Annotated in this window: 8 protein-coding genes; 2 read left to right on the forward strand and 6 right to left on the reverse strand. The window is 41.1% G+C overall.

The genetic code is table 11. The features are described from left to right. The first annotated feature begins 334 nt into the window (after positions 1-334). Entirely contained in the window at positions 335-991 is a 657-nt protein-coding gene (locus tag AB3G73_RS15735) for an HU family DNA-binding protein (protein WP_367745217.1), read from the forward strand. A gap of 181 nt (positions 992-1172) precedes the next feature. Here AB3G73_RS15735 and rhuM read toward each other — a convergent pair whose 3' ends face one another. The 6 genes from rhuM to AB3G73_RS15765 all read right to left on the reverse strand — a co-directional run bounded on the left by rhuM (position 1173) and on the right by AB3G73_RS15765 (position 10706). Next, positions 1173-2159 carry a RhuM family protein gene (gene rhuM, locus AB3G73_RS15740; protein ID WP_074556558.1) on the reverse strand — a complete coding sequence of 329 codons (987 nt, stop codon included), beginning with the start codon at positions 2157-2159 and terminating at the stop codon, positions 1173-1175. A gap of 109 nt (positions 2160-2268) precedes the next feature. Then, positions 2269-3861 (reverse strand): glycoside hydrolase family 30 protein, encoded by a 1593-nt coding sequence (locus tag AB3G73_RS15745; RefSeq protein ID WP_367745218.1) that lies wholly within the window; start codon positions 3859-3861, stop codon positions 2269-2271. An 84-nt stretch (positions 3862-3945) separates the two neighbouring features. Then, entirely contained in the window at positions 3946-4944 is a 999-nt protein-coding gene (locus AB3G73_RS15750) for a family 43 glycosylhydrolase (protein ID WP_148366841.1), read from the reverse strand. A 77-nt stretch (positions 4945-5021) separates the two neighbouring features. Further along, complete coding sequence (locus tag AB3G73_RS15755; protein WP_074556561.1) at positions 5022-5696, reverse strand: DUF3823 domain-containing protein; 675 nt, start codon at positions 5694-5696, stop codon at positions 5022-5024. 12 nt (positions 5697-5708) lie between these two features. Beyond that, the gene (locus tag AB3G73_RS15760) at positions 5709-7559 is read right to left on the reverse strand and encodes a RagB/SusD family nutrient uptake outer membrane protein (RefSeq protein WP_074637502.1); all 1851 of its coding nucleotides are present in this window, start codon (positions 7557-7559) and stop codon (positions 5709-5711) included. Positions 7560-7574: 15 nt separating this feature from the next. Continuing rightward, entirely contained in the window at positions 7575-10706 is a 3132-nt protein-coding gene (locus AB3G73_RS15765) for a TonB-dependent receptor (RefSeq protein WP_342988008.1), read from the reverse strand. Positions 10707-10896: 190 nt separating this feature from the next. On the opposite strand from AB3G73_RS15765, the gene AB3G73_RS15770 reads away from it, so the two are divergent. Continuing rightward, positions 10897-15015, forward strand: a complete 4119-nt coding sequence (locus AB3G73_RS15770) for a two-component regulator propeller domain-containing protein (RefSeq protein ID WP_320974754.1) — start codon at positions 10897-10899, stop codon at positions 15013-15015. The last annotated feature ends 92 nt before the right edge of the window (positions 15016-15107 follow it).

Here is a 15107-nt window from a genome sequence, read left to right on the forward strand (position 1 = left end):
TACCGATATAGTTCATTCTTCATGGCCGTGGCGAATTCCTACCACGGCTGTGGAAAGATACTACCACAGCCATGACGAGATCTCTCCACGGCCGTGGGAAACTAATGATAAAGGCACCGGAAGATAGCTATCCCTATGCCTTAGTCCAAGAATAAAGGCAGGATAACTTATAAAAGCCGCTTGATAGCAAACAAACAACAGCTATATAACACCCTCCCTCTAAGTCCGAAGATGATCGATTAGCTTCGCAACAACAAAAAAAACAATGTCCTTATAGGCTTACAACGATAAATTTAAAATACGTAGTAATGTATAAGGCAAAAACAAGTAAATAATGGCAATACAATTTGAATTGTACAAGACTCCCCGTCCCAAGGATGAGGAAGGTAAGGAAGTGTATCACGCACGTGTAGTCAACTTCCAACACATTGACACAGACTATCTGGCAAAAGAAATCCAGATAGCAACTTCTCTAACTGAAGGGGATGTAAAGTCAGTTCTCGAATCCCTAAGTCATTTTATGGGGGATCGTCTTCGGGAAGGACAAAGCGTCCATCTGGATGGCATCGGTTATTTCCAGATAAAGCTGAATAGTCAAGAACCTATCACTTCGCCCAAACTAAAAGCGAATCAGATAAAACTCAAAGCCAACATCAGCTTTAAAGCGGATGCCAAACTGAAAAGGTCAGTCAGTGTTGTTCATGTGGAGCGAAGTAAACTGAAACCCCATTCGGCTGTCCTTTCAAATGACGAGATAGACAAATTGCTGACAAACTACTTCAAGAGCAACCCTGTATTAACCCGTCGCGACTTTCAAAGATTGTGCGGCTTTACCCCTACCACTGCCGCACGGCAAATCAAACGGCTGAAAGAGGAGGAGAAGAAGTTGAAGAATATCAATACTTATTATAATCCGATTTACATGCCGATGCCGGGATATTATGGCAAGGCGGAGATAAAAGAGGATGAAGCAAATACTATACAGCAATAAAGTAAAGAGTATGAAAAAAGTGCCCAAGAAGACACTGCCGATCATTTTGCTGACGTCAGCAAAATGGTATTCCTGATAATAAATTTCCCCCCAAAAAATAACCTATTTTATGGTAGAATGAGAGACACCTTGAAGCGAGGTATCTCTCATTATCTATATCACTCATTAATAAGACCTAAATTCAATTATTCTTATTAATCAAATTGATTACTACCTTCACCATCACGTCCTTTTCTTCCGTCCGGCTTTCGGCAATCATCAACGTAAGTGCCACAAGCGTATTGTTTCCAATCAACTTCGAACCATCGGATTTATATAATATACCGTTCTTCTCCAGAAACCAAAGAAACAAGAAAGCGGCAATACGCTTGTTACCGTCACTAAACGAGTGATTCTTTACGACAAGGTAGAAAAGCATTGCGGCTTTTTCTTCAATGCTTGGATAAAGTTCCTCTCCACCGAATGTCTGATAAATGGTGTTGATAGAGCTTTTGAACGACTGATCCTTTTCATTTCCAAACAAATCACTGCTTCCGAACTTTTCCTGCAAAAGGTGAATGGCTTCCATTGCTTCTTCATAGGTGGCACGAAATTCTTCAGTAGGAGTCGTGGAGTCTACTTCCAATTGCTGGTAATCGTATTTATCCAGTGTATCCAGACCGTAAGTGTAATCGGTAATCACACGCAAGAGTCCATTGGCCTCATCCAGCGTCAATTGTTTGTGTTCGATGACGTTAGAAAGAAGGCGTACGGTGCTCTTCAGGTCTTCCAGTTGAGCAGCTTTGACCTGCTGATTAATGGCGTAACCCTTAATCAGGTAGTCTTTCAGGATTTTGTTCGCCCAGATACGGAATTGGGTGCCACGCATGGAATTGACCCTATAACCGACAGAAATAATCATATCAAGATTATAATAAATAATGTGACGCTTGATAGTCCGATTCCCTTCCATCTGAACTTGTGCAATTTTTGCACAAGTTGAGTCTTTCTCCAACTCTTCCGACTTATAGATGTTATTAACATGCTTCACTATGGAAGTTCTATCCGTTTGAAACAATTCCGCCATTTGAGCTTGATTGAGCCACACCGTCTCATTCTCCAACTTTACATCAATGGAAGTTTTCCCATCCTTCGTCTGATAAATGACAATTTCTCCTCTATTGTCCATAAAATGCCTCCTTATTTATGCATTGTGTCCGTCCATTACCTTCGTAGCAATGGACGGACACACAAATGTACAACTTTCAAAAGAAATAAAAATATAAAGCCGTTTTTAATTATTTGCTCTGAAGCGTTACAATAGAACGCGCCGGAATCTGAACTGTTTTTCCACTTTTCACTGTCTTCACCGGAAGCAAATTTTCCCCTTCTTTATCCGAAGTACGATAAATCTGCCATTGCGTATTTCCTACTTTTTCTTTATGAATAGAAAACTCTTTTTCCTCATTGGCATAGTTTATAACGACTATCACATACGTTCCATCTACGTTTTTGTAAGCAGAACACATCAATCCTTGCTGATCGGTATCGCCATCAGGGATGAAAGCGTTTGTTTGATCGAAAGCCGAAACGGATAGCCGGACTGCTCCCGGACGGATAAAACGGCTATAATTTCCTAAAGCCCACATCAATTTAGAATCTTCTACTCTACCATCCAAGAAGTTATCGTCAGTAGTGTACTCGCGAATCAGTCCGTCTTTGTAATCACCGCCAATGGCACGCCACCATTGCCAGCTTTCAGCTCTGGCATACACAATATCATGATGAATGATACGTGCCACATAGAGCGCTGTCTTCATTGTACGGTCGAAACCATTTCCACCACCAATTTCTTCATCATTACCCATGATGCAAGTCTCCGTTTGCCAGAAGCCCACTTGATGTTTATCTAAGGTATCCCGCAACTGGCAGCGGATATTACGTAATTCACTTAACGGAGTCGTTGTCCAATAGCTATGTCCAAGCATCAGGCGGGGAACATTCGGAGTATCTCCTAAATAGGTATCTACACTATCCGGACAGAAAAAGGCTTGAATCTGATAACCCCGTTGCCAATCTGTTTCGTGAGTGCGGAACATACAGCGATAATCGGAAGATTCATTCACCAAAATCTGCGTATCCATATTCCGGCTTACAAATTCTTTGCTTAACAAACGGACAGTATGAGCTACTTCTTTGTTGGTTGCCGGACAACCTTCCTGTTTCGGTCCTACCCAATTCCAGTGTCCGTCCGGTTCGTTGAAAGGACAGATGTAGTTGAACTTGATGCCATCATGTTCTTCCACTCCCTGTATTACATCTGCCAGAAAACGGACGTACTTTTCATAACAATCCGGCTTCAGATTTGCCGTACCTCCACGACCGGTATTGGTTGCCAATCCGTTCTGTGTATAATGTACGGGAGGCGAGTTCAGGAAAGCCAGGAACTTATTGACTCCCCGTTCCTTTGCCAGTTTTAGGAAGTTGCGTTGTCCTTGTTGCTTGTTCCAGTCGTACGTTCCATCTGCATTCAGAAAACACTCGGCTCGCATCCAGGGAGAAGCGATCTGACTAGCCTCCCCTTGTTCCGCACTACCTGCTCCGACATTGAAACGCCAGAGGGACAGGCCGATGCCTTTCGGCTGTCCGTTCGCATCATTCTCCGTACTGAACAGCCAATCGGCTACCTGGTTGCGTTTTTCCTCCGGCCAAAGTCCGATAAACTGCATACTCCAAGCGTCTGAAGCACTGAAATATGCCATCGTTTGACAGGGCTTATCCGTTTCTATCTGATAACTTACATCAGGTACAGATTGAGAACATCCACCCGCCACACATACAAACAGAAAACCTAAAATCGCTACTCTCTTTTTACCTATAATCCTATTCATCTATAATCTTCCATTATTCAAATCATACAATATAATTCCGTCCTGAAACAACCTGACCATCTACCAAAATCAAGAAAGATATTATCAAGGAGTAGGTATTACTTGCTTAATGCTCCCATCTTCATTAAATTCCATACGATCTATACATACTTCACGATGAACACCGGGATCACTTTTCAGATAATTCTTATTGATGCGATGATAAACAATATACCACTTATCAGTGCCGGGAATTTGCAAAACAGCATTATGAGCAGGACCATATATTTCCTTTTCCGGGTTTTGAATCAGCACAACAGGATTATCAGCCACTTTAATCGGTCCCAAAGGTGATGTTGAAGTGCCATAAGCTACATGATAATTGGGAGAGCCAGTATCATCTACCGACCACATAAAATAATAAAGCCCGTTACGATAGAACACATAAGCCGCTTCACGATAAGCATAATCCTGCAAAGTTCCTCCTACGGGAGTCATCACTGTGACTGTTTCCTTCTTTATGGAAACCATATCCTCATTCAGCTCCGCACCTGCCATATAACCATTTCCCCAATACAAATAAGACTTCCCGGAAACCGGATCGGTAAACACATCCACATCTATTTGCTGACCGTTCCCGGTGGGTGAATCCGTTACGATGGGACGTCCCAAATCAACAAACGGCCCGGTGGGAGAATCGCTCGTAGCTACTCCGATCTGTTTTCCTCCTCCTGCTTTCGGATGACCGCTGTAGTAAAAGAAGTATTTATATTCTCCTCCTATCAACTTCTCCTCAATACAAGGCGCCCACGCATTACCATCCGCCCAAGGTACTTGGTCTGATTTCAGATCCAGCATTATCCCTTCATCCCTCCAATCCTTTAAGTCAACAGACGAAAAAACGGTAAAATACCAACCACCCCATCCGGGCTGTCCGTCTGTGGTAGAATAGATATAGTATTTCTTAGTCCTGTTGGAATATAAAATTTCAGGATCAGCATGGAAACCTGGCAACACAGGATTACCAGACAACGAGAAAGCGGGCAGCGTCACTGCCAACATCAAGCCGATTGTAATCAAAGTTCGTTTAATAGGTACTATCATATTTTCATTAGTTGGATAAAAAGGGGAAATATCAGGTTGTGATACTCCCCCTCCGATATTTACACTCTTGATACTATTTATTTCAATGCTACTTTAATAGATTGACTGTAACAATATTCCGATGATTTGTCTGATTTGACTCCTACACGGGCATAAAGATAGGATTCGTTTATCAAACCATTCGGGATCTCAATTTCAGCAGTGTTTTCCTGACCGAGTGAGACTGTATTACCCAACTTCAACTCTGCTTCTTTCTGTTTCTCATCCGTCAAAACACCTGTACCCAGATAGATACCTACATTCTCCATATTGGCATCAGCAACCACTTTATTAATAGTAAACCGTGCGGTAACCTTGTTGCCGTTTCTGGCAAAAGATACGTTTCTAACAGAGAAATACGGTGTCACAGGAATATCCTGCACAGTGTTTCCTTTCACTGTAATATAAATTGTGTCATTAGAAGGTCTTTCCCAAGGAGCATTACCCATACGCACCAATTTATAATCACCATTGAAAAGGGACACGGAATAGCTTCCGTCCTGCGCAACATACACCGGAATAGAGCCATGCAAAGCATAACCGTCCTGGAATAAAGCAAACTCTGAACTTCCGCTTCTAACTCCTACTGCTTCACCGTCATAAATTGCTCTTCCGGTCAATGTAGCCTTAGGTTCCTCAAAGTTGTCGTAGCTGCAACTGCTTACTGCCAACAAACAACATATCATAATAAAGAAAGGTATAATCTTTTTCATAATCTCTTATTTTTATTGGAATGGATTCTTCACAATCGTCGGATTGTTATTAATTACATCATCAGCAATGAATGAATAATAGTTAGACTGCTGGAAGGTTCTTGCCACCTTGAAACGTTCGGATTTTGTCTTTACAAAAATGTACTTGTCCTGATCTGATGTTCCCGGTTTTGGTTTAGCAATACGATAAGGATATAAACCGTAAACGATCGCTTTATCGTTATCTGTATTTCCATTCCAGGTGATATCAGCTATTCTCCATCGTTTCATATCAAAATAACGGTGATCTTCGAAAGCTAGTTCCACACGACGTTCGTTCTGAATCTTTTCTATTGTCAGGCTTGTCAGACTGTTGGCCGGGAAACCGGCACGTTGACGCAAGCGGTTGATGTAGGGTAAAGCTGTCGGCTCGTCATTCAATTCAAAAGCAGCTTCGGCAGCATTCAAATAGATTTCACCCAGACGAAACCAAGGCCACCAGTTTTCAGCGTAGTTACGGAGAGTGTAACCGGATGCCTCACTGATAAACTTACGGATATAAAATCCGGTATTGCTCACGTTAGGACTATTAGTCTGAGGACCGTCCTGGCCGACAAAAGTTTTATCATCGTCATAAGCACTTCCTAATTTCGAGTCTGTCAGTAAGTCGTAGGAACCGGTCTTATCATTCCATACTGCTACTCCTGCCTGAATATCCACATCCTGATTTCTGAACTTTGAGCCCGGATAGACGATCGTACCATACAAACGTGCATCTTTATTGGCAAAGATATCGCTCGGAGTATCATATACTACATAGTCATTACCATTCTTATAATGTAAGGTCCCCGAAGTTCCATCCAAATAATCAAATGCTTCTACCAATCCTAAAGACGGACCGATGCAAGAAGAATTATCGTTATCTTCTCTCAAATGATGAACTACATTATCATAACCGAAGCTATGCACTTTCAAAGGATTCTTATAGTCTTTCACCCAAATAGCCTCCTTATTCAGCGTCTTGTCCACAAACATCTTATAGAAGTTCACTCCTTTATCTGACTCCTTCTCATAAAGTTCATATCCACCGTTTTTAATGATTTCCTGCGAAGCTGTCAACGATTTACGATAATAATCGTCTGCCATATCAGCCGGAATACCTACTTCTCCGCCAGACGTTACAATATTAGGAGTCTTCAGCGCATTATATTTGGCAATAGAACCGGCATACAGCATAGCACGGCTTTCCAATGCCAATGCAGTGTAATAGTTGGCACGACTTTGACTGCCTTTATTGCCCAATTGTGACTTGATTGCTTCACATTCACTGTATACAAAGTCATATATTTCGTGCTCCTTGGCACGCGGATTACGTAAGTAAGAAGGATCTCCGCTGAAATCATACTCCAAAGTAGTTGTAATCAATGGTACACCACCCATACGTCTTACAAGCTCAAAATAAACGTAAGCGCGGATAAAGCGAAATTCAGCTTTGAACTGTAGCTTGGCATCTGCTGAAATATCTGTTCCATATTTGTCGATATTCTCAATAGACATATTGATGTCACGTATCAATCCATAATCCCACCAACGTCCGTAGTCGTTGCCATAACGTAATTCATTACGATAATTCTGATCCAGCGTGCCACAGTACATAGCATCATCCGTTTCGCACATACCACCGGTATTGAAGTCACCGTGCAACTGTGGAATACGATTATATAAATTGGCTAGCTGTGATTTAATCATGTTCGGATCGTTCCATACCAACTCATTGGTAAGAATATTTTTGGGATCTCTTTCGAACCAGCTGTCGCCACAACCCGATAACATGGAAGTAAGGACGGCTCCCAACAGAACTATTTTTATAGATTTGCTTTTCATGATAGCGTTCATTTTTTAGTATGTAATATTAAATCCAAGAAGGAATGTACGTTGTTGCGGGTATACCACTGCAGCTGCGGCAGTGATTTCAGGATCGACTCCAAACTTACCCACATTGTCAAACGAACACAAGTTAGAAACATTAGCATAAATACGTACTTTCTGTGCACGAATCGGTCTCAACAGTTGTACCGGCAGGCTATAACCCACTTCCAGATTCTTGATACGGAGATAACGCACATTGTGCAACCAGAAGTCACTATTCTTATTGTTATAGCTGAATTCACCTTTACGGATGGCCGGATAACGTCCCGGTATCCATTCACTTTCCGGATCGTACAAGTCGGCACGATGCCAACGGTCTTCCAATAAATAAACCGGTGAGTTTCCATTTCCATGATATGCATTAGCCAATTCATAGTTTTGTCTCCATCCTTGCATAGCCCCACCGGAAAGGTCGATATTCAAGTCAATCCCCTTCCATGCCAAACCGATATTACCACCAAACGACATAATAGGTGCCCAACCTTCCGGATAACCGATAGGACGCTCATCCATACTGTTGATAATACCATCACCATTCACATCTTTATAGATAAAGTCACCGGGGAGCAGTGTCCGGTTATTATTGCCATCCAAATTTACCGGATAATTACGAATTTCTTCTTCCGACTGGAACTGGCCAATTACCTGATATCCCCAATAGATACCTCCCCAACGACCTTCCGCAGAATTGCGGTATTCATCCCAAGAGTTATTAAAACGCGGTTTATAAGTCTCAATGCTCTTGTAACGTGAGAAAGTAAAGTTACCGCTTACGGTATAGTTCAAATCACCGATATGGTCGGTCCATGTAACCATACCTTCCGCACCGATATATGCTTGTTTGTTCAAGTTCTCATTAGGCAATGTATATCCCACTTCACTCGGAAGCAATACATCATAACGGGCAGCCGGTACACCGGTAATATCCTTGCGGAAAGCATCGGCGGTTACCTTCAAACGATTATTGAACATAGTCAGGTCAAAACCGATATTCGATGTTGTATTCTTCGTCCAGGATAAGTTGGTAATAGGTAATCCTCTCTGGTTCAATCCGGTCACCAGTTCACCATCCAATACAGCATTACCATTATTCCACGTATAACCACTCAAGTAATCAAACAGTTTTACATCCTTTTCTGTACCTGTCTGACCAATAGAAGCACGAATCTTCAAATCATCTACAACAGGTCTCAACTTTTCAAAGAATTTCTCTTCCGAGATTCTCCAACCTATAGATACACCCGGGAAGAATCCCCAACGATTATTTGCTGCATAGAGATAAGAACCGTCATAGCGAGCCAATAATTCAATCAGATATTTGTGGGCAAAGTCGTAATTGATACGCCCAATCCATCCGGCACGCGCTTCGTAACTCCATTCATCAGCGAAACTGTTGAGCTCATCAAACTGCAATAACGGCAGATAGTCAGTAGAAGGTTCTGTACCATAAGTTTTCTTAGTCCAATCATAATCGGAGGCTTCATAACCCAAAACCGCCGAAATATTATGGTTTTTAATCTGTTTTGCATAATTCAATTGCAATTGCATATAACGCGCAGGCACACTACGATCTATTTGATTTCTCCAACGTCCTGTAGCAGGTGTCCCGTTATAAGCATCTTTCTCCTTATCGTATGTATAAATTTGATAAGCATATTGATAACCGTCAAAACGGCTATTGGTGTAATTGTACGAGAACGTAGCTTTTGCAGTCAAACCGAAAGAGAAATCATACTGCGCATAAGCATTGATATTTGCATTACGAGTCAAATTATCTTTGTAACCGGCAATGTCACGACTGAATGCAGCCGGATTGTAACCATTCTCATGTACATTATTGATATATTCCGGATTATCATTGGCATAAGGGCTTTCGATAGGCTGCATTTTGAACATAGCCAATATAGCCGAATAATAACCGTCACCACCCGGCAAACCTACGTCTTCACTCTTTTCATACTTACCGCTAATCTGTGCACCTATTGTAAAACGGTCTGTTATCTTAGTATCAATATTCAACTGAAGATTGGTACGCTCATATTTAAAGTCAGGCATCATCGCATCTTGTCCGGTATGAGCTACAGAAAGATAATAGTTGGTCTTTTCAGAGCCACCTGTCACATTCGCATTGATGTGGTATTGAGGCACATTTTTTCTCATTACCATATCATAATAGTCATAGCTCTTATATCCCGGTTCGGTACCAGCTTCCCATTTAGCAAGTTCTTCGGGACTATATAATTTGCTTGGATCTTCACCTCTATTCTGTGCTGCTTCGGCCAAACCTCTTACATATTGTCCTGCATTTGCCAATTCGGGGAAACGGGTCAGATTCTGCCAACCATAGTATCCATTGACATTGATGCTTACTTTATCATTCTTTTTACCTTTCTTGGTAGTTACCAGAACTACACCATTTGATGCACGCAGACCGTAAATAGCAGCAGAAGCATCCTTCAAGACAGTGATACTCTCGATATCCTCGATATTCAGAGCATTAAACACATCGCTACCGGAAACATCCGATGCCTGCAACCAGTCGCGGCTGTTCATTCCTCCGTAAGGAATGCCGTCGATTACAAACAGGGGGCTACCCATATTACGAATTTCAAGATTAATGCCTCTACCCGGACGGGCATCCACAGCACGCGTAGACACACCTGCTATCTTACCGGATAAAGCTCCCGCAGTAGTCGTAGAAACAGAACGCGTCAACGCATCAGACTTAACATCACTGATGGCTCCGGTCAGACTTTTCTTGGTTTGTGTACCATAACCCACCACCACAACTTCATCCAAGGTTTCCGTATCTTCTTCAAGAACGATTTGAAGATGTGTCTTTCCATCCACCTTCACCTCTTTAGTCTTATAACCGATGAACGAAATTGCCAACGCGGCATTTTTACTATCTACATTAATTGTGAAATTACCATCGATATCCGTAATGGTTCCATTAGAAGTTCCTTTGACAGTAACATTGGCACCAATGATATCATCTCCTCTCACATCGGCCACATGTCCTGTAACTTGTGTTTGTGCAAATGCTGCAGCTGACAGAAGCAACTGTATGACACACATGCATAAGATTCTTACATACCTCATAAATTAGAATTTAAAGATTAAACATTTTTTGTTGTTTTTTCCGATGCAAATATAGAGTATTGATATAAATCAATTAAGCAAAAATCATGCAGAAGAGCTATGCAAATCATTCATTGCACGATTTACACACTCTAAATAAAATATTTATTCTTATTTTTGAACTGGTAATTGAAACAAATAAGCACGAGTTATGAAAAAACACATTGCTTCTACTTTATTTTTATCCTTGTTGTCTATTCTTCAATTGACAGCCCAGTCTCATTCTGTAAAAAAACTGGGGATAGAACAAGGATTATCCAACAATTATGTAGTCAGTATTACACAGGATAAACAAGGCTTTTTATGGTTTGCTACAGAAGAAGGACTTAATAAGTTTGACGGTACCCGCTTCATTACTTATTATAAAAATGATTTGCCACATAACAATCAGGGAATCACCGGCAACGAACTCAACCGGGTGTATGCTGATTCCAAACGTCCCATCATTTGGATAGCCACTCAGCGAGACGGACTAAATGCATACAATTATGACGAACAAACATTTACTGCCTACCAACATAACCCGGAAAATCCACACAGCCTGATTACAAATGACGTAACGGACATCTCTCCTTCCACCCAAAACGACGATGGTTTATGGGTCAGCACCTATTATAGAGGTATAGAATATCTAAATATTAATAACGGGCAATTCACACATTATAATAGGAGTACGGTGCCTAGTCTGCCCTCCAATCAGACATGGACAGTATTGGACGGAGGAGACAACAATTTGTATATCGGCCATGTCGGAAGCGGATTCAGTATTTTTTCTCTCAAAGACAAAAGTGTAAAGAATTTCCAGAATGAAACGGGAAATCCGACAAGCTTGCCCGGTAATGATGTGTTTTGTATCATAAAAGATGCAAACGGCAACATCTGGTTAGGAACGAATAATGGACTGGCTCTATATAATGCTGCCAATGATAACTTTATCACATTCAGAAATAACAAGAATGACAAGTATGCTACTTTATGCAGTCGCATATTATCCATCCGGCAATTAAAAGATAATAGACTTTGGATTGCTTCAGAGCTCAATGGCATTGCCATATTAAACCTGAAGCAAGGTATGTTTCTCTCACCAGAGGAGCTTTCTATTGAATACATACAGGAGGGTGATGATAGTCGAAGCCTCTCTAATGCAAGCGCTCGATGTATATTTCAGGATTCTTTCGACAATATCTGGATAGGAACATGGGGAGGAGGCATCAACTTTATTAGTAGCAAACCTCCTTTGTTCACCACATTAAGCTATTCCCCGATTCCAAACAATGAAAACAGCCTGAACAACAAAGTAGCCAGCAGTCTTTGTATGGACAGACAAGGACGGATTTGGATCGGAACAGACGGAGGAGGTATTAATGTATTTGAAGGAGAGAAACGGATTGCCATTTATAAGAAAGAGAGTGGAGATATTCCTTCAAATTTTATATTAGCTTCTTTACAGGATTCAAAAGGGAATTTATGGTTCGGTTCCTACCAAGGAGGAATCAGCTATTATGATAGCCGGAATAAAAGATTCCGTTCCATCTCCCTCATGGGACAATCTAATCTAGACGTCCGTACGATCTATGAAGATGCCCAACATAACATTTGGGTTGGATATAGTGGAGGAATTGTTGTATTAAATCCTCTCACCATGAAAATTATCCAACATTACAATACAGATAATAGCGAACTGCACAGTGATTTTATACGTTCTATAGCTCAAGATGAGAAAGGACGTTTTTGGATTGGAACTTTCGGAGACGGACTTGGTATATACACCCCGAACTTACAGAAAATCAAGACGTTCACTCAAAGAGATGGCTTTTGTTCTAACACCATCAATCAGATCATACAGGATAAACAAAAAAGAATGTGGATAGGAACGGGGGAAGGATTAGTTTGTTTCCTATCGACTGATGAGCTGAATTACAAAACTTACCAACGGAAAGACGGGCTGATCAATACGAATATTTGTGCCATAACAGAAGATAAAAAAGGGAATATCTGGTTTAGCAATAATAAAGGTATCAGTTGTTATGTCACGAATAAAGGCTGTTTTTATAACTATGACCACTCTGACGATGTTCCGGCAGGAAGTTTTTCAAGCAGTTGTGTCACACAAAGCAAGAATGGACAGATTTATTTCGGTTCTATCAATGGAGTATGTTGTTTCAATCCAGACATTACTATGAATGAACAACCGGCCCCGGCAGCAGTTGTCACAGAGATGAAAATACTGGGACGGTTGAGTAATCTGGAAAACAATGACATGATTATCAATCTCTCCAAAGGACAAAACGTTGAGTTGAGTCATGCACAAAATAGCTTCGGATTGACATTCAATGTACAAAACTACTCACTTGTCAATCAGGTAGAATATGTGTATATGCTGAAAGGACTCGAAAATTCCTGGTATACCGTCAACGAAAATAATAGTGTCACTTTCCGAAACATTCCTCCGGGAAAATATGAGTTCCTTATCAAAGCACGAATTCATAATCAAAAATGGCCGGAAGAAGCCACTTCCCTGACCATCCGCATCAATCCTCCTCTCTGGTTGACGTGGTGGGCAAAACTTATCTACATCTTGGTATCTATCAGCATCACTTATCTTATCTTACATGCTTACAAAAAGAAGTTAGATCTGGAGAGTCTCTATACGTTGGAAAAGAAAAACCATGAGCAGGAACAGGAGTTAAATCAGGAACGCTTACGTTTCTATACCAATATCACGCATGAGCTGCGTACACCGTTGACCTTAATCCTCGGTCCTCTCGAAGATATGCAGAAAGAGGCATCACTTCCTGCAAAACAAGCCCAGAAACTATCAGTTATCCATCAGAGCGCACTACGTTTGCTCAATCTGATCAATCAGATACTGGAATTCCGAAAGACGGAGACACAAAACAAGAAATTGTGTGTCAGCAAAGGAAACATTGCCCCTCTGATTTATGAAATAGGGCTTAAATACAAAGAATTAAATCAAAATACCAAAATAGATTTCCGGATTCAGATAGAAAAAGAAGAAATGTTTCTTTTCTTCGATAAAGAAATCATCACGATTGTTTTGGACAATCTGATTTCCAACGCTATCAAATATACAGAACAAGGGTGCGTAACGCTAAGTTTGCATCAGACCATGCGTAATGAGGTAGCTTATACGGAAATAAAAGTCAGTGATACAGGGTACGGAATTTCCGCCGAGGCCCTGCCACATATTTTCGACCGCTATTATCAGGAAAGCGGCAAGCATCAGGCATCCGGTACAGGTATCGGACTGGCCTTGGTGAAGAATCTCGTCACCTTACATGAAGGGGAAATTCGTGCAGAAAGCATCCAAAATGAAGGAAGTACGTTCTATATCAGTTTACTGACGGATAATATCTACCCCAATGCCTTACACGCAGACTCAACGGAACCGGTTCAAGAAGAGATGAACCAGAATACGGAACTGGAATATTCACAAGAAGCGACATTAGATACCAGTAAACCAATCCTATTGATTGTAGAAGACAATGAAGAAATACAGAAATATATAGTTGAATCCTTCACCGACTCGTTTGAGGTAATCACGGCCAACAACGGAGAAGAAGGTAAGCAACAAGCTCTTAGCCGTATCCCCGATATTGTAGTCAGCGACATTATGATGCCTGTGATGGACGGCATCACTTTATGTAAGCAATTAAAAGATGATGTGCGCACCAGTCATATTCCTATTATCCTGCTGACAGCCAAAGATTCTCTGCAAGATAAAGAAGAAGGATATGAAGTAGGAGCCGATTCTTACCTGACGAAACCTTTCAGTGCTTCTCTGCTACGTAGCCGAATCAATAATCTGCTCGATTCAAGGAAAAAGTTAGTAGCCCAATTCCAGGCGCAATCTACTCCGGGGAGTCAAATAGATTTAAGTGAAAAGCGTATAGTAATTGCCGAAGCTTTGAGCAAATTAGATAATGAGTTTATTGAAAAAATTACCCTGTTAATCGAAGAAAACCTTTCTTCAGAGAAGATTGATATTAACTATCTATCTGATAAAATGTGCATGAGCGGTTCCACTCTTTACCGAAAAATGAAAGCACTTACGGGACTCTCGACCAACGAATATATCCGAAAAGTGAAAATGGAGAATGCAGAACGTTTGCTGCTTGAAGGGAAGTTCAATATCTCTGAAATAGCCTATAAAGTAGGAATGAACAGTACGGGATATTTCCGTCAATGCTTTAAGGAAGAATTTGGGCTCTCTCCTTCAGATTACCTGAAGCAAATTAAACAATCTTGAGAAAGGGAGATGTATCAGAAGTAGAATCTACCTTCATGTTGTTCTATTATTCAGAACGATAATGAAGAATCTCTTCTGATACCTCCCAATAG

The organism is Bacteroides sp. L008, assembly GCF_040812255.1.
Lineage (GTDB): Bacteria > Bacteroidota > Bacteroidia > Bacteroidales > Bacteroidaceae > Bacteroides > Bacteroides vicugnae.